Source organism: Brevundimonas variabilis, assembly GCF_014199945.1.
Classification (GTDB): domain Bacteria; phylum Pseudomonadota; class Alphaproteobacteria; order Caulobacterales; family Caulobacteraceae; genus Brevundimonas; species Brevundimonas variabilis.
In genome coordinates this window covers 400,700-417,695 of sequence record NZ_JACHOR010000001.1, presented here as the reverse complement: position 1 = coordinate 417,695, position 16,996 = coordinate 400,700, and the positions used below count along the sequence as shown (strand labels likewise).

The 16,996-nt window shown below is 63.7% G+C and carries 14 protein-coding genes and 1 tRNA gene; 9 read left to right on the top strand and 6 right to left on the bottom strand.

The window, feature by feature from the left end; translation table 11 throughout:
- Positions 1–26 precede the first annotated feature (26 nt).
- The 3 genes from GGR13_RS01980 to GGR13_RS01970 all read left to right on the top strand — a co-directional run bounded on the left by GGR13_RS01980 (position 27) and on the right by GGR13_RS01970 (position 4,689).
- Positions 27–1,262, top strand: a complete 1,236-nt coding sequence (locus GGR13_RS01980) for an MFS transporter (RefSeq protein ID WP_183211776.1) — start codon at positions 27–29, stop codon at positions 1,260–1,262.
- Between the two features lie 704 nt (positions 1,263–1,966).
- The gene (locus tag GGR13_RS01975) at positions 1,967–3,529 is read left to right on the top strand and encodes a DUF1800 domain-containing protein (protein WP_183211775.1); all 1,563 of its coding nucleotides are present in this window, start codon (positions 1,967–1,969) and stop codon (positions 3,527–3,529) included.
- Positions 3,526–4,689 (top strand): DUF1501 domain-containing protein, encoded by a 1,164-nt coding sequence (locus GGR13_RS01970; RefSeq protein ID WP_183211774.1) that lies wholly within the window; start codon positions 3,526–3,528, stop codon positions 4,687–4,689. Before GGR13_RS01975 ends, GGR13_RS01970 begins: the two co-directional genes overlap by 4 nt.
- Before the next feature lie 302 nt (positions 4,690–4,991).
- On the opposite strand, the gene GGR13_RS01965 is transcribed toward GGR13_RS01970, so the two are convergent.
- Positions 4,992–6,020, bottom strand: coding sequence for a hypothetical protein (locus GGR13_RS01965; RefSeq protein ID WP_183211773.1), 1,029 nt, complete (start codon positions 6,018–6,020; stop codon positions 4,992–4,994).
- A gap of 344 nt (positions 6,021–6,364) precedes the next feature.
- Between GGR13_RS01965 and GGR13_RS01960 the strand changes: the two genes are divergently transcribed.
- The 4 genes from GGR13_RS01960 to GGR13_RS01945 all read left to right on the top strand — a co-directional run bounded on the left by GGR13_RS01960 (position 6,365) and on the right by GGR13_RS01945 (position 9,216).
- Complete coding sequence (locus GGR13_RS01960) at positions 6,365–6,604, top strand: hypothetical protein (RefSeq protein ID WP_183211772.1); 240 nt, start codon at positions 6,365–6,367, stop codon at positions 6,602–6,604.
- The gene (locus tag GGR13_RS01955; RefSeq protein ID WP_183211771.1) at positions 6,604–7,119 is read left to right on the top strand and encodes a hypothetical protein; all 516 of its coding nucleotides are present in this window, start codon (positions 6,604–6,606) and stop codon (positions 7,117–7,119) included. Before GGR13_RS01960 ends, GGR13_RS01955 begins: the two co-directional genes overlap by 1 nt.
- A 400-nt stretch (positions 7,120–7,519) precedes the next feature.
- Entirely contained in the window at positions 7,520–8,071 is a 552-nt protein-coding gene (locus GGR13_RS01950) for a hypothetical protein (protein WP_183211770.1), read from the top strand.
- A gap of 125 nt (positions 8,072–8,196) precedes the next feature.
- Positions 8,197–9,216, top strand: coding sequence for a tyrosine-type recombinase/integrase (locus GGR13_RS01945; RefSeq protein ID WP_183211769.1), 1,020 nt, complete (start codon positions 8,197–8,199; stop codon positions 9,214–9,216).
- 87 nt (positions 9,217–9,303) lie between these two features.
- On the opposite strand, the gene GGR13_RS01940 is transcribed toward GGR13_RS01945, so the two are convergent.
- Positions 9,304–9,388: transfer RNA gene (locus GGR13_RS01940), tRNA-Leu, on the bottom strand.
- A gap of 125 nt (positions 9,389–9,513) precedes the next feature.
- Between GGR13_RS01940 and GGR13_RS01935 the strand changes: the two genes are divergently transcribed.
- Positions 9,514–10,467, top strand: a complete 954-nt coding sequence (locus tag GGR13_RS01935) for an ATP-grasp domain-containing protein (RefSeq protein WP_183211768.1) — start codon at positions 9,514–9,516, stop codon at positions 10,465–10,467.
- Positions 10,464–11,507: an LLM class flavin-dependent oxidoreductase gene (locus tag GGR13_RS01930; RefSeq protein WP_183211767.1), complete on the top strand. Its 1,044-nt coding sequence runs from the start codon at positions 10,464–10,466 to the stop codon at positions 11,505–11,507. The genes GGR13_RS01935 and GGR13_RS01930 overlap by 4 nt, the downstream gene beginning before the upstream one ends.
- 6 nt (positions 11,508–11,513) lie before the next feature.
- Here GGR13_RS01930 and GGR13_RS01925 read toward each other — a convergent pair whose 3' ends face one another.
- From GGR13_RS01925 to GGR13_RS01910, 4 genes are all read right to left on the bottom strand, one after another.
- A complete protein-coding gene (locus GGR13_RS01925) occupies positions 11,514–12,350 on the bottom strand; it encodes a hypothetical protein (protein WP_183211766.1) in 837 nt (278 codons plus the stop codon).
- A 122-nt stretch (positions 12,351–12,472) separates the two neighbouring features.
- Entirely contained in the window at positions 12,473–13,867 is a 1,395-nt protein-coding gene (gene lpdA / locus GGR13_RS01920; protein WP_183211765.1) for a dihydrolipoyl dehydrogenase, read from the bottom strand.
- 97 nt (positions 13,868–13,964) lie between these two features.
- Entirely contained in the window at positions 13,965–15,737 is a 1,773-nt protein-coding gene (locus GGR13_RS01915) for a 2-oxo acid dehydrogenase subunit E2 (protein WP_183211764.1), read from the bottom strand.
- Positions 15,737–16,864 carry an alpha-ketoacid dehydrogenase subunit beta gene (locus GGR13_RS01910; RefSeq protein ID WP_221230371.1) on the bottom strand — a complete coding sequence of 376 codons (1,128 nt, stop codon included), beginning with the start codon at positions 16,862–16,864 and terminating at the stop codon, positions 15,737–15,739. Before GGR13_RS01910 ends, GGR13_RS01915 begins: the two co-directional genes overlap by 1 nt.
- Positions 16,865–16,996 lie beyond the last annotated feature (132 nt).

Sequence of the window (16,996 nt, the reverse complement as noted above, 5' to 3'; positions counted from 1 at the left end):
CCGCCAAGGTCACGAGGATGCAACCCATGCCGTCCACGTCCGTCCCCGGTCCGTCTATGCCGGTCAGGCCGGGGTTCGTGGCGGTGTATATGGCGGCTCAGGTCGGGGCCTACATCGCCTTCATTCCCCTACTAACCCTCATTTTGCCGCTGAAGGTCGAGGCGATTGATCCAGCCGCACGGACGCAGATCCTTAGTGAGGTGGCATTCTGGGGGGCCTTGACCGCCGGAATCGCAAGCGTTCTGGCCGGACTGATCGGTGACCGGACGCGTCATTGGCCCGGCGGGCGCTCCGTCTGGATCGTCGCAGGTTTGGTCGGTACGGTCGTCAGCTATGGGTTCATTCATGCCGCCGTGACCCAGGCAGACCTGCTCACGGCGATCGTGATGCTTCAGGTCAGCCTGAACTTCATGCTCAATCCCTTGACGGCGACCCTGCCAGAGCGGGTTCCAGCCCATCAGAGAGGTGTGGTGGCTGGCTTCATCGGCCTGGCCTATCCGATCTCCAACCTGTTCGGCGCCTTGGCGATCGGAATGTGGCTTACGGGCGAGGCCTTGCGCCTGACGACCGTCGTCGTCGTGACCGTGGTCATGGTCATACCGTTTGTCGTGACCACCTTGCGCGCAGCGCCGATGTCGCAAGCCATGCGCCAGCGCGGACTCTCACTGACCGCTCTGGCAGATCGGGACTTCCTGATTGCATTCGCCTCGCGGCTGCTCGTCCAGACCGCCGTGGCGCTCAATGTGCTGTACCTTCTTTTCTTTCTGGACAAGCAAACCGACTTCCAGACGGTTCTGCCCGGCGTGCGGATTGAAGCTGCGTTCGGAGGTCTTCTGGCGATTTCCACAGTCCTGGCCGTCATTGCGGGCCTGGTTGGCGGGCGGGTGAGCGATCGGATCGGACGTCGGCGAGTGCTGGTGTCAGGTGGAGCCACCCTTGTGGCGATGGGAGCGCTGCTGATGGGGCTGGCCCCTTCCTGGCCCGGCCCGTTGATCGCTCAAGCCGTTCTAGGATTGGGTATCGGCCTTTACGGTATCACGGATGCTGTTCTTATCGCGGAAGTCCTTCCTGACCCTGCAAACGCTGGCCGGGATCTAGGCCTGCTGAACGTGGCGGTGACTGCAGCACAGATGCTGGCTCCACTTGTCGGGCTGATCGCGCTGACTTCTTTCGAGGGTGATCTCCGATCCGTCTACCTGGTTGGTGCCTTGTTTGCCTTTATTGGGGGATCTGGCGTTTTAGGGATTCGCCGGGTCCGGTAATCTCGGAGCCGCCTCTGAGCATTAGGCAGAGAGTTGTCAGTCAGCGAACTGGCGATGTCGTTTCGTGCAATGACGTTTAGGCGCGAATGGGTAAGGGAATGTCTGCTGTCGGGGTCGTTCTCAGCATCCGCTTTCGACCCATTGCGGACATTGGCGATCGGGCAGCACTTGCGACGCTGTTCCGTTGCCCCGCGCCAGATCAGATCACATCACATTAAACACAACCAGACCGCCCAATATCACAGCACCGATCGCAAATAAGATCCCGATGGTCTTCTTCGTCATTTGACCTCTCCCGCGAGCCAAAGCGTTAACGAACCACGTTATCGTCTTTTCGTCCATTCTTTGGCAAAGTCAGCTCGCCACCCCTAGCGGCGGTTCAGTGGGTCCGCGTTTGGACGATCAAGCGAATGTCCGCTCTCCGCCTGCCACGTCAAATCCGCACTCGACCCATTGCGGACATTTGCGGCGGACGGATCAAACGGATCCATCTCACTCATTTCAAACCTTCACGCCGTCTGACCGGAAGGCTGGCGCTTTGGCCAGCGCCAGCGGAAACAGGAAATGAGAGTTGCGGCTCATCTAGGCCAAATATGTCATTGATAATGGCTGGCGTCCGCGACCGCGTGGTTCTGAGCCCGCGACGGATTCGCCTTCCCGGACCGTTTCATACCCATTGAACGGGATCGGGTTGGACGCAAGACATGCCGCAAACCGCGAACAGTTTGAACGCCGCTATCGCCCTTACCCGGTTTGGCATGGGCGCTCGTCCAGGCGAGATCGAGCGCGTCGCGGCCGATCCAAAAGGCTGGCTGGACGCGCAGGTTCAACGATCCGGCGCTGCGTCTCCGCAGGGAGAGTTTCCATCGACGAGCGATCAGGTTCAGGCTTTTCTTGCCTATCAGCAGGACGGTCAGGACAGACGGATGACCCGGCGTGGCTCCGCAACCCCTGCGGATGTGATGATGAACGTGTCACCGCCCGCCGGGGTCGCGATGCAGGAGTTGGATAACAGGCCGAACACTGATCCGACGGTGACGGATGGCAGCCGTCCGATGGAGCCCGCCGGTCAGGCAGCCTTCGACGCACGGCGCGCGAGCCGCCAGGCACTCACCCGTGTGGCAGCCGAGGCCTTTCTGGCCCGGACCCGTCTGGCCGCGACGACACCCGACGGGTTCGCAGAGCGGTGGGCCATTTTCTGGGCCAACCACTTCACGGCCTCGGCCACCAAATTCCAGTCGGCGATCTTTCTGGACGCCTACGAGCGGGAAGCGATCCGCCCCCATGTGTTTGGCCGGTTCGAGACCCTGGCCATGGCCGCCGAACAGCATCCGGCGATGCTGCTCTATCTGGATCAGGCCCAGTCTGTGGGGCCGAACAGTCCTGCGGGACAGAGGCGCAGTGCCGGTCTGAACGAGAACCTGGCCCGGGAAATCATGGAGCTGCATACCATCGGCTCCGACGCAGGCTACAGCCAGGGCGATGTCACCGAGTTCGCCCGGGCCCTGACCGGCTGGTCCATCCCAGCCCGGCGAGACACTGAAGCGGGTCGCCCTGCCGGTCGCAGAGGCCGCTCCATGGCCAGGGCGATCGTGGGCGGTGCGGGCCAGAACGGCTTCGTCTATCGCCCTGTGGTCCATGAGCCGGGCGAGCGCACGGTTCTGGGCCAGCGCTATGCGGATACAGGACGTGCGCAGGGCGAAGCCATTCTGAAGGACCTCGCCAATCGTCCTGAAACCGCGCGCAAACTGGCGCGAAAGATCTCCGCTCATTTCGTGGCCGACATACCGCCCCCGGGGCTCGTGGCCACATTGGAGCGGGCCTGGACGACGTCCGGGGGGGACCTGGCAGTCGTAGCCCGCGCTCTGATCGCGGCACCAGAGGCTTGGGAGCCCGTTCCCGCCAAGGTCAAGACGCCTTACGACTTCATCGTCTCGGCGCATCGTGCCTTCGGTACGGAACCGCAGCAGGTACAACCGCTGCGTCAGGGCCTGATCGCCATGGGACAGCCGCCCCAAAGCGCGCCGTCGCCCGAAGGATGGCCGGATACTGCAGCCGACTGGGCCGGGCCCGATGCCCTGGTCAAACGCCTGGACTGGTCCCGCGCCGCTGCCAGCCGGGTCCAGGCCGGAGACCCGAACGCAGCGGCGGCCGCAGCGCTGGGCCTCCGCCTCGGCGAGCGCACCCGCATGGCCGTAGCGCGTGCCGAAAGCCGACCCGAGGCCTTCACCCTGTTCCTGATGTCGCCGGAGTTCCAGCGTCGATGACCCGTTCCCTCGATCTTACCCGCCGCTTCCTCCTGGGGGCATCGGCCGCCGGTGTCAGCCTGGCCTTTGCCGGACAGGCGGGGGCGTCTGCTGCGCCCGGCCCCCGCAACAAGATGGTCGTCATCATCGCGCGCGGGGCCATGGACGGCCTGTCGGTTGTCGTGCCCGTGGACGATCCCAACTATCGACCGCTCCGCGGTGCGCTGGCGATCGAACACAGTCTGCCGATGTCCGATGGGTTCGGCCTGCATCCTTCGCTGGCCGGCCTGCACAGCTTGTACAGCGAGGGCCAGATGCGGTTTGCGCCAGCCGTAGCCATTCCAGTCCGGGTCCGCTCCCATTTCGACGCACAGGATGTCCTCGAGAACGGCGGCGAGGGCCTCAGGCAGCAGACGGACGGCTGGCTGAATCGTGCGCTGGCGGCCATGGGAGGGCTGAAAGGCCTTTCCATCGGCGCACAGACACCCCTGATCCTGCGGGGGTCAGCCGCGACCTCAAGCTGGGCACCCGGAGGGCGGACAGGGTCCGAGGACCGGATCGCGTCTCTCCTGCAGGACCTCTATGTGAATGACCGCCTGCTGGCCGAGAACCTTGCAGCGGGTTTGCAGACCGAGGCACAGGCCATGGCCATGGGCGGTGATCCCCGGTTGGCTCGCAACGACGTTGCCGGCCTGGGCCAGGCCGTCGCCCGACTGATGACGGGGCCTGACGGCGCCGATGTGGTCGCGCTTTCGGTCGACGGCTGGGACACCCATGCCCGACAGGTCGGACAGTTGCAGGCGCGGCTGACCGGACTGGATCAGGTGGTATCCGGACTGCGTTCGGGCTTGGGCGAGGACTGGGATCGTACAGTAGTCGTGATCGCCACCGAGTTCGGCCGAACCGCTCGCGCCAATGGAACCGGCGGTACCGACCATGGCACCGGCTCGGCGCTTCTGATGGCTGGTGGTGCGGTGAAGGCGGGCGGCATGATCGGCGACTGGCCGACCCTGGCCGATAATCGTCTCTTTGAATCGCGTGACCTCGCTCCAGCGCTGGACGTGCGATCGGTCTTCAAGGGTGTGTTACGGGATCACCTGGGCGTGGACAAAGCCGCTCTCGACAGTTCCGTGTTTCCCGCAAGTGCCGACGAAGCCCCCGCGCTAAATGGGCTCTTCTGAGATACAGGCGGACATCAGAGAACTCCCTTACGGGCGACAAATCCAAAGTCCGGTTTCCGCAGGCCAAAACACGTCCGATGTTGACGCAAAACCGTAGTTTGACTGCACCCTTTTCACTCTTCGAGCGGACAGCGGAAGAAGTTACCGACTTGTCCAGAGCGGTGAGTTCCAACCGGTTCTGCAGAAAAATGGGCAACCAGATCGCTTCATTTCAGAGCTGACCCTCAGCTGGGTCAGAAGTTCGTGCCTGGAGCTACGGTCCAAAAGCGAGGTTAGCGTCGCAATCGGCTTAGAAACGGAGTTCAGGCACCGTTTTGGTGCGCGAAGGCTGCGTCGATGCGCCCCTCCCATTCCGCTAGGAACCGATCGCGCCCTGCCCATTCTTGTTTGGAGTTGGCGTAGCCTGTTAATCGCCTTCGAAAATGATTAGCATCCGCGCGGTTTATGCCGAGCCCAGCCTCCAACAGGTCCGTGCTGAAGGTGAGCTGCCAAAACTCATGTTTCCGACGTGACGGCTCCGCAGTCAGGCTCTCCCCTTGCTGCTGCCATCGGTAGCCGACAAAGTTGAAACCCGTTGCAATGTCCTTGATCGAAACCTTGCTGGCAGAGAGCGGCCCCGCCCTGGAACGACTGAACGCTCCAAGGACGGCTTCCTGAAGTGCAAGCGCCTCCTCCCGTGTCCGGACCACTGCTCCGATGTTGTCGGAGTAGACGATTAGGGCAATGAGGCTCGGCAAGCTGCCTGCATCTCGCAGGATATGCCCCATCACCATTTCGGCCACGAGCGAAGCCGCCGCTGAGCCGGTAGCGATACCGCCCAGAGCCGCGTCTCCTTTCTCACGCCCCACGCCGGATGGCGCAGGTGTCTCATCCCCCTGATCATTCCCTTTCATAGAGAGAGCATTTTCCAGAGAGCGTTTTCCTCGGACATCCATGTGCTCAACCGACAGATGCCGATGGATCACCTCGGGTGGAAGTCCGGTCATCCCCGCCAAACCTTCACATGCAATCGACGGGAAGAAGCGTTTCGCGTCGATCTGTATGAACACCGCCCCAGAAGGGGCCGCGTCGAGGGCTTGGCGGAGATGTTCGCACGCGACAGGCAACCCACCGCTCAAAAGGACCTGTGCAGGGTGACAGGCCAACTGAGGGTGTGCGCGGGCGAAGGGTTTGAGGGCTTCTCGGATCAGAACGGCGCACGCCCGATCCTCCAGCCCAAACTCGAATACGGGGCGGTAGCCACCTTCCGGTTTTGGCAAGGCAAACCCAGAAGGCGACGCGACGCGGGACATTGGCCTGACGCACTCGATCAACTCGATAAGACGCGCCATGTCGAGGCGGCTATCTACAGGTGACTTTCTGTTGGCAATGATCAGGGAGTGAAGTCGCACTGAACGGTTCGACAGCATCTTGCGTAGTTTGTGTTTGGCCGCACGGAGATCGCCCGCTGTGAGGCGATTTTCTATCTCGCTCTGAAAGCGCCGAAGCCTTTCCCTGCACTTGTTCAAAGTGACGTCAGCCTGAGCGGTTGTTGTGCCCCTCTGTAAGGGTTGGGCAGCAGGTTGAGGTAGTGCAGAATGGAGCACGAGATGTTGCCTAGATATCTAATAAAATCAATAGGTTGATCTTGGCTTCGCTGCATGCCTCGCTACTCTCCCGCTATGGAGAACCAGTTATGCGCAGGGGTCAGATTGTGGTGGTGATCGGCTATTCGGACCGGCTCGACGATGTCGAACACGTTTTCATTCCAGGCGACCTGGCCGTCGTAACGGAGGCCCATGACGAGGGCGATCTGCGTTGTTGTGCGGTGACCTTCGACGGTCGGATCGCTCGACATCGCTCTGACCTGTTCTGGCCAGAAGAGGTACTGGTCGTGAACAACGCATCGCTCGTCGTGCTGGGCGGAAACTGCTGATGATGAGAAAGCATCCGCGCCGCCCTGTCACCTGGTCCGATATCGACCGCATCCTGGCTGCCCCAAAGTCGAAGGAGTTCAAGGACCTTCGCGACCGCGTCGCACACATGTACCTGACAAAGACTTTTGCCTCGCACCTGCGCGTTTTCTCGACTGGTGCTCTTCGCGTTGTCAGTTCTAAGCGTGACGTGGTGGACGCCCCGCCTGACGTCGCCGGACCGTTGCGTGTCGCCGACGATGTCGTGGAAGCGTTGGCGTTGGACAGCCACCCAATGGTGCTTAAGGTTCGCGAGCAACAGGCTGCACGCTGGCAAATACGAGTGTCTCTCGGGCCGAACGAGCGGAAGCCGTACACCAAGGTTTTCATGTCTCGTGACGGCGAGAAGAGCACCGTCCAGATCGACGGCTCCATACTTGACCATTGGGCTCGTCCAGGCAACGCGAGGTCTGGCGGAGCACTGGGACCAGTTCGCGCGCGCTCAAGGACGGCCCAAGTCGAGAGCTCGCGATCGTAGTTTGCAACCGGTTGCAGCATGATCAAGCCGCCGCCTCATGATCGGCGACAAACATTTGGAGATCGGCGAGGCGATAGAACACGCGCCCCCCGACCTTTGTCTGGTTCGGACCTACTCCGCGCGACTTCCAGTTAGCCAGCGTTCTGGACGCGACACCCACGAACTTGGCCGCCTCTCGTCTGGATAGCCGCCCATCGGGGATCATTCTCACTGTCACCTGTTCAACTCCGTTCACGATCGCACCGCCTCCTTCTTGTCTTCAAACCGAAGTCATTGATGCCAGCGGTTGATCTCGCCGTCAAGCATGATGTATGCAGTTCGAAGACATCAAAAGGAGGGTCGTTTGGCTGACAAGGGTAAGGGCAGGCGCAGAGGGCCGTTGACGGACAAATCGGAGGTCGTGACCACACGGATCACACCGGAAACACGTCGGGCGCTCGAGCTAAGCTCGGATGAGGCCGGGCGCTCGATGAGCCAACAAGCCGAACTCCTCCTGATCAAAGCTCTGCATGGGTCGGACGGATCACTCCGGCACTTGGAAGGTGTTCTGGAGGCTGTCCTCACCACTGCAAGGCGGTTGTCCCTCGCCGAGCATGGCGCGGGAACGCGGGACAGCGCGTTCGTATATTTCGGCGTGATCAAGGCGTTGGAGTGGGCTCAGGAGGCTCTTCCGACCCCCAAGGACGACACTCGGTTCAAAGAGGTGGTTGCCCTGGACGAAGAGATGGACCGCCTCCGTCAGCTACGTGAGAACCAAAAGGTTGGTCGGCGGTTGGACGCTCGCACAGAAGAAGAGCGGTTGGCTGACCTGCCATCCGATGAAATCGAAAAGCTGGATCGCGACCTCATTGCATTGTTTGATCGGCGACAGGTCGCCTTGGCGTCCATCAAGTTTGCCAAGAACCATGCCGACCAAGCCGCGCGGGACGTGCTCTCAGAAGTAGCGCCCTAGTGGCAGGTCGGTTTCGGACCCTAACGCCTCAGGCCGTCTCGCAGCTTCTACCCGGACAAATGATAAGGGAGCACGGCATCGTCGGAGAGAAGCTGGCAGGAGACGCCCGTTGGAGGATAGAGTTCATGCACCATCGGAAGCGCATCCACCTCGTTCTTGGGCTCACCAGTGAAGGCTGGACGATCAAGAAGTGCGAGGCCTGCATAGAGGCCCTAAAGGCCGATATACTCTTTGGGACTTCCGCATTGCCTGTCGGGCGCAAAACGCAAGTCCGTTTTGGCGAACTCGCCGATTGGTACCTCTTAGAGATGGAGGCGACCAACGGCAAAAACTTGACAAGCAAGCGGCCCCAAATCAACCGCCGTCTTAAGCCATATCTTACTGATCAATGCGTTGAGGCACTAACTGAGGAGCATGTTGGACGTTACTCCCGGTCGCGGTTGGATGAGGGGGCGTCGCCCGCGACAGTAAATCGCGAGTTGGCAACTCTAAGCCACATCATCAGCACCGCAGTCCGGCGCAAGCGTATCCCCAAAGTTCCTTGTCGAATTCCTAAGTTGGATGAACCGCAGGGCCGGATCGTCACGCTTCAAGGCGATCAAATCGTCGCTCTACGGCGAGCCGCCATCCAAGATCCGCACCCCGATCTTTGGCTGTTCGTTGAGTTCGGTCTGAACACGGCGATGCGCCACTCGGAGATTACATCAGCGCGATTCGATCAGATCGATTGGACGACCCAACGGCTATTCATTCCCGATGCCAAGGCGGGGATGCGGCATCAGCCCCTGACGAACGATCTCCTTGCAGTATTGAAAAGAGTTAGGGGCGAGCGTGATGACCCAGAAGGATGGATCTTTCCTGCCCGCCACAGCCGGTCGAAGTCGATGCATACAGTCAAGATCAGCAAGGCATTTCAGCGCGCGGTCATCGCTGCCGGGCTGAACCCCAAAGTCATCACGCCCCACGTCATGCGGCACACTGCGATCACCCGGTTGATTGAACAGGGCGTCCCACTGGCGACGGTGCAGCAGATCAGCGGGCACAAGACGATCCAGATGGTTCTGCGATACACTCACGTCAGCAACGCGCACGTGGATGAAGCCATGAGGGCCTTGGAGCGAACCCTTCGGCAGAACGCCGCGTGAACCCTCGCTACACAGGATTTACACGGACGCTAGTTTAGTTCTCAAGCCGTTCCTCTCAGGAGCCGACTAAATCCCTACAGGGATTGATGGTGCGGGCGGTCGGAATCGAACCGACACTCCTTTCGGAACCGGATTTTGAGTCCGGCGCGTCTACCAGTTCCACCACGCCCGCACAGGCTGAGGTCTTGTCTCGGCAGGGGGGTTCACTAGCGTGGGCAGCCGCGCGGGGTCAATCCGCCGCGCGGGTTTGAGCGAGGACCCCTTGCGTTTCATCGTGGTGTAACGCACATGGCGCTCATGTCCGACACCTTGCCCGATCTCGCCATCGTCTATGAACACCCAGAATGGTTCGAGCCGCTGTTCGCGGCGCTGGAGCGGGCGGGGGTCTCGTATGTGAAGGTGCCGCTGGCCGGACACGGGTTCGATCCGGCGGGGTCGCCGGCGCCGGCGACCGTGGTCTTCAGCCGGGTGGCGATGTCGTCCTTCCTGCGCGATCCCGAACATCCGATCTTCTATGCCCAGAGCCTGTTCGAGCACTGGGTGGGGCAGGGGACGCGGGTGGTCAATGCCTCGGCCCTGCCGATCGACACCTCCAAGGCGCGGCAGCTGAGCCTGATCGCGCGGCTGGGGCTGAAGGGGCCGGCGACGCGGGTGGCGCACCGTCAGGCCGACCTGCCGGCGGCGGCGGAGGGGCTGCGGTTCCCGGTCCTGGTCAAGGCCGACATCGGCGGGTCCGGATCGGGCATCGTCCGCTATGACACGCCCGAGGACCTGGTGACGGCGGCGGCCGAACGTTCGGCCCCGGCGGGGGTCAACGGCATCTCGCTCATCCAGGAGTATGCGCCGCGCGTCGGGGGCAAGATCACCCGGGTCGAGACCCTGGCGGGCAAGGTCCTGTATGCGCTGGACGTCGAGAGCCCCGGCGACACCTTCGACCTGTGCCCCGCCGACGCCTGTATGGTGCGACCGGGGGCGGCGGCCCTGACCATGACCCGGGTCGAGCCGTCGGCCGAAATCGTGGATGCGGTCGAGCGGATCGCAGCGGCCGGACATCTCGAGATCGGCTCGGTGGAATATCTGGTCGATGAACGGGACGGCAGCGTCCTGTTCTATGACATCAATGCCCTGTCGAATTTCGTGGCCAGGCCGATGGAGGTCCTCGGCTTCGAGCCGCACGACGCCCTGGTCGACTGGCTGAAGGGCATCGTGGCCGAACAGAAGGCCGCCCGTGCGCTTGGAGTGAAGGCATGAGATACGGATACTGGGCCCCCGTCTTCGGCGGCTGGCTGCGCAATGTCCCGGACGAGCGCGAGGCGTCGTGGGAAAACCTGTCGCGGCTGGTGAAGGCGTCGGAGACTCAGGGCTATGACCTGACCCTGATTGCCGAGCTGAACCTGAACGACATCAAGGGAATCGAGGCTCCGGCCCTGGATGCCTGGTCCAGTGCGGCAGCCCTGGCGGCGATCACCGAGACGATCGAACTGATGGTCGCGGTGCGCCCGAACTTTCACCAGCCCGCGCTGTTCGCGAAACAGGCGGCGAACGTGGACCGGATCTCGAACGGGCGGCTGGCGCTGAACGTCGTCTCGTCCTGGTGGGCCAAGGAGGCGGAGAGCTATGGCCTGCAGTTCGACCAGCATGACGACCGCTATGGCCGGACCGAGGAATGGCTGACCATCCTGTCGCGGCTGTGGACCGAGCCGCGGGTCGATTTCGAGGGGCGGTTCTACACGCTGAAGGATGCGATCGTGGAGCCCAAGCCATCCGCGACCGCAGACCGGCCGCGTCCGGTGGTCTACGCCGGGGGTGAGAGCGAGGCGGCCAAGACGCTGATCGCCCGGCACTGCGACGCCTATGTCATGCATGGCGACGAACCGGCCTTCATCGCGGGCAAGGTGGCCGACATGAAGGCCCGCCGCGAGGCCTTTGGCCTGCCGCCGATGCAGTATGGCATGGCCGGCTATGCGATCGTCCGCGACACCCAGGCCGAGGCGGAGCGCGAACTGGAGCGGATCACCACCATCCCCGGACTGGCCGATGGCACCCCGCCCGCAGGCTTTGCGAACTTCGACCAGTGGCTGTCGGGGACAGAGCTGGAGCGCGAGCTGAAGATCCGCGAATACAGCGTCTCCAACCGCGGGCTGCGGCCCGGCTTCGTCGGCACGCCCGAAACCGTCCGTGAACGGATCGAAGAGTTCGAAGCCGCCGGTCTGGACCTCGTCCTGCTGCAGATGTCGCCGCAGGAGGAGGAGATGGCCCGGTTCTCGGAACAGGTCATCCGGCCGAACTGACGGGCCTTAGTTCGGCCGGCGGATACGCGAGGGTGTCACTGGGCCCACCGGGCCGTTGCCGACATTGTAGTTTACCCGAAAGTTGAAACGCGACGGCGTGATCGGCGCATCCGGGTTCAAACTGTTGGTGAGGCGAGCCTCGCGCGCAGCCCTCAACGTCGCCTGGCCGAAACCGGCATCGCGAGGGTGTTCCGTTTCGACGACGCAATCCTGCGGGCGGCCTTCCGGATCGGCGATACAGGTTACCACCGCAAAGCCGCGCTCGTACCTCGGAACGCCGGGATAGGTCGGGCGGGGTCGCTTGAGCCATTGCAGGTTGGTCGGCAAGCCATTGTCGCCGACGTCGGCCCAGGCGGCGTCGCGCGGATCGACGAGCGGACGATCGCATGCAGTCAAGGTTTCATCGATCGCTGCATTGGACGCCGGGAGGTCAAGGACGTAACGCAGATTTCGGCCATCTTCAGCCCCACCCGCGATGCGCAGTTGAAGTTTGCCTCCGTTCCGCAGCTTTCTCGCAAAAGGCGCAGGCATGTTGCTGACGGCGATGGTGGGGTCGACGGCGACGTTCCATTGCTGGTCGGTGATGTCATCATCGCCAGCAAAGGCGACACCGATCGTGCGTTGCTCGTCCGTGTTTGACGGCAGGCCCGAGATCAGGGCCTCCAGTCCGCCATCGACACACCGAACGGCAATGCCCAGGCCCACATCGAAACCGGTATGGGCCATGACGAGCTTTCTGGAGGGTTCGCGTAAAACGTCCCAGTCGGCGGGCAAGGGCTCCTGCGCTGACGCAGAGGTTGCGACCAGCGTCATGATGACGCCGGAAAGTCGAATGAGGCTCACGGACATGAGGATCACGTTCACAAGACGCCGCGCAGTTCGCAGCATACCATCCTAAGGCGAATGGACGGAGAGTAAAAGCGTGACCATTCCATCCGCCATCGCATTCCGGCCCAACACGTCCGTCAGATGTGGATGGCGTGTCCCAGCGCGCGCAGGCTGGCCTCGTGGAAGGCTTCGCCAAGGGTCGGGTGCACGTGGATGACGCCGGCGACGTCTTCCAGGACGGCCCCCATCTCCAGCATCTGGGCAAAGCTGTTGGTTAATTCGGCGACATGCTGGCCGACGGCCTGGATGCCCAGAAGGCGGTGATCGGTCTTGGACGCCAGCACCCGCACGAAGCCGCCGTCCTCGCCGGCCTCGATGGCCAGGGCCCGGCCGATGGCGGCGAGCGGGAAGACCGAGGTGATGACATCGTCACGCCCCTCGACGTCCAGAGGGCCGAGGCCGGCGGAGACGATCTCGGGCTCGGTGAAACACACGGCGGCGATGGTGACGGGGTCGAAACGGCGGTCATGGCCGGCAATGATCTCGGCCACGACCTCGCCCTGGGCCGATCCCTTGTGTGCCAGCATCGGTTCGCCGGTCAGGTCGCCGACGGCCCAGACATTGCGCATCGAGGTGGCGCAGCGGTCGTCGATCTTCACGAACGGACCGGCCATGGCGACGCCCATGTTTTCCAGGCCCCAGCCCGCGGTGCGGGGCCGGCGGCCCACGGTGACCAGCACCTTGTCCGCCTCAAGCTGGAGCGGTTCGCCGTCGCGGGTGGTGATCGACAGTTTCCCGTCGCCGAAGCCGCCGGCCCGCGCCCCGAGGTGGAGTTCGACACCGTGTTTCTCGAGCCATTTCGCGACGGGGTCGGTCAGGGCCTTGTCGTAGAGCGGCAGGATACGGTCGGCCATTTCGACGATGGCGACCTGTGCGCCCAGCTTGCGGAAGGCGATGCCCAGTTCCAGCCCGATATAGCCGCCGCCGACGACGACCAGTTTCCCGGGCACGGCGTCCAGCGACAGGGCCTCGGTCGAGGATAGGACGTCGCCACCGAACGGCAGGAAGGGGAGTTCGACCGGCTCCGACCCGGTGGCAAGGATGACGTGTTCGGCCGTGATGGTCATGGGGCCGTCGGCCGTCTCGACGCGGCAGGTCTTGGCGTCGGAAAAGTTCGCCCAGCCCTTGATGACCCGGACCTTCGACTTCTTCAGCAGGGCACCGACGCCGGCGTTCAGCTTGCGGACGATCCCGTCCTTCCAGGCGACGGTCTGGCTCAGGTCGATGGCGGGCGTGGCCGCCGTGATGCCCAGGGTGCCGCCCGATGCCGCCTTGGCGACGGTTTCGAATTTCGAGGCGGCGTGGATGATCGCCTTGGAGGGGATGCAGCCGACATTCAGGCAGGTCCCGCCCAGGCCGTCACCGCCATCCACCAGAACGGTGTCGAGGCCCAGCTGGCCACAACGGATGCCGGCGACATAGCCGCCCGTTCCGGCGCCGATGATCAGGACTTTGGCTTTGATCTGCTGCATGACTCGTCTCGTTCAGGGGTGAGGGGGCGGACCGGAGCCCGCCCCTCAGTCGTCAGTCTGCGTCTGTCATCGTCCCCGAACGGGAGAAGACAGCGCCTCAGTCCATCCACAGGGTCGCGGGATGCTCCAGCAGACCCTTGATCCGCTGGACGAAGACGGCGGCGTCGTGGCCGTCGACGATGCGGTGATCGAAGCTGGAGGACAGATTCATCATCTTGCGAACGACCATCTGGCCGTCCCGGACCACGACCCGTTCCTCGATCTTGTTGGGACCGACGATCGCGACCTCGGGGTGGTTGATGATGGGGGTGTGGACCAGACCGCCCAAGGTGCCCAGCGAAGTGATGGTGATGGTCGAGCCCGACAGCTCCTCGCGCTTGGCCGAGCCGTCCTTTGCCGCCCCCGAAACGCGGGCGATTTCCAGCGCCGTATCATAGGGATCGCGGGACTCGGCGTGCCGCACCACCGGCACCATCAGCCCGTTCGGCGTCTGGGCAGCGATGCCGAGATGGACGGCGGCATGCTGGGTCAGGATCCCGGCCTCGTCATCATACGTGGAGTTGATCTGGGGCTGGTCGCGCAGGGCCACGACGATGGCGCGGGCGATGAAGGGCAGGACGTTCAGTTTCGCCTTTCCGGTCGTCTTGCCCCGGGCGTTCAGATGGGCGCGAAGCTCTTCCAGAGCCGTGACGTCGATCTCTTCCACATAGGTGATGTGGGGGATGCGCCGGACGCTCTCGGCCATCTTCTCCGCGATCTTGCGGCGCAGGCCGATGATGCGGACTTCGGTCGTGCCCTCTGCCCGAGTATAGGCCGAGGACGGGGATGCTCCGGGAGCGGACGGTAGCTGGCCGCCGGTGGCCAGGAAGGCATCGAGATCGGCATGATCGATCCGTCCCGCCGGACCGGAGCCTGCCACGGACTGTAACTCGATCCCGAGATCGCGCGCGCGCTTGCGTACGGCGGGCGAGGCGAGGGGGCGGACGCCGGGGGTCTGGGCGGTGCGGGCCGGTGATGCGGCCACAGCCCCTCCACCGCTGGCGCGGTCCCCCTCCCCATCCTTCGGACGGGGAGGAGATGCGGCGGCGACCTTGTCCTCCCCGGTCGCGCTTGCGACGGGGGAGGGGGACCGCGAAGCGGTGGAGGGGCTGGTGGGCGCTGCGACGGGAGCAGCGGGACGGTTTCCCTTGCCCGCGACATCAAATGACACCAGCGGTCCGCCGACGGGGACCTGATGACCCGCCTCGCCATGCAAGGCGGCGACCGTGCCGGAGACGGGCGAGGTCAGTTCGACGGTGGCCTTGTCGGTCATCACCTCGGCCAGAAGCTGGTCTTCCTCGACCGCGTCGCCGACCTTGACGTGCCAGGCGACCAGCTCGGCCTCGGCCGTGCCCTCGCCGACGTCGGGCAGTTTGAAGACGTAGTTTCCGGCGAGCGCTGTGTTCGAGCCCTCCCCCTCGAGGGGGGAGGGTTGGGTGGGGGTGGCGGCAGGGTGCGTACGATCAGACACCGAGGCATCGGCGGAGTCTTGCGGGCTTACGTGAGGCAGGGTGCCCCCACCCCCATCCCCGGCCCTTCCCCCCTCGAGGGGGAAAGGAGACGATGATTCCGCAGACGCATTCCCCGCGTCCTCGACCTCGAACTCGACCAGGGCCGAACCCACAGGCGACATCACCCCGGGCTCGCCGTGCAGGGCCGTGACGACGCCAGCGACGGGCGAGGTCAGTTCGACGGTGGCCTTGTCGGTCATGATGTCGGCGAGGATCTGGTCCTCCTCGACGCGGTCACCGACCTTGACGTGCCAGCCGACCAGTTCGGCCTCAGCGGTGCCTTCGCCCACGTCGGGCAGTTTGAACACATGGCGTCCCATCAGCGGGCTCCCCCGCTCATGACCGATTTCAGCGCCGTGGCGACGCGTTCGGGACCGGGGAAATACTCCCATTCGAAGGCATGCGGATACGGGGTGTCCCAGCCGGTGACGCGGGCGATGGGGGCCTCCAGATGATAGAAACAGCGCTCCTGGACGAGGGCGGACAGTTCGCCGCCGAACCCGGAGGTTTTCGGCGCTTCATGCACGATCACGCAGCGACCGGTCTTCTTCACACTGGCCTCGATGGTTTCGATGTCGAGCGGGACAAGGGTACGCAGGTCGATCACTTCGGCGTCGACGCCGGCATGTTCGGCGCCGGCCAGGCTGACCCAGACCATGGTGCCGTAGCACAGGATGGTGACGTCGGAGCCCTCGCGGACCACAGCCGCCTTGCCGATCGGCACGGTGTATTTGCCGGTCGGGACCTGGGCCGAGGCCTGGGCCTTCCAGGGCGAGACCGGCTTCTGGTGCCAGCCGTCGAAGGGCCCGTTGTAGAGACGTTTGGGCTCCAGGAAGATGACCGGATCATCATCCTCGATGGCGGCCGTCAGCAGGCCCTTGGCGTCATAGGGGTTGGACGGAATGACGACCTTCAGCCCGGCGATGTGGGTAAACAGGCTCTCGGGGCTCTGGGAGTGGGTCTGGCCCCCGAAGATGCCGCCGCCATAGGGGCTGCGGACCACGATCGGGCTGGTGAACTGGCCGCCCGAGCGATAGCGCATCTTGGCCGCTTCGGAGACGATCTGGTCGTAGGCCGGATAGATGTAGTCGGCGAACTGGATCTCGACCACCGGACGCAGGCCGTAGGCCCCCATGCCGATGGCGGCGGCAACGATGCCGCATTCGCTGATCGGGGCGTCGAAGCTGCGCGTCAGGCCATGCTTCTGCTGCAGTTGATCCGTCACGCGGAACACACCGCCGAAATAGCCCGCGTCCTCGCCGAAGCTCAGGACATTGGGATCCTCGGCCATCTTGACGTGCAGGGCCGAGTTCAGGGCCTGGATCATGTTCATGGGCACCACGCCATCCGCGGCGGGCGCGACCGAGGCTGGGGCAGTGTCCTGATCGGCCATGTCCGGCGCGATGCCGTCGGTGCGGTCGGACTCGGTGAAGACGGTATCGGTCATCAAAGCTCACCGCTCATCCCGGCGAAAGCCGGGACCCAGGTCTTGTGTGAGGGACTGTGCGCAGGATCGACGACAGGGCTGAACGGCGAGGTCATCACATCCAAAGCCCTGGGTCCCGGCGTGCGCCGGGAT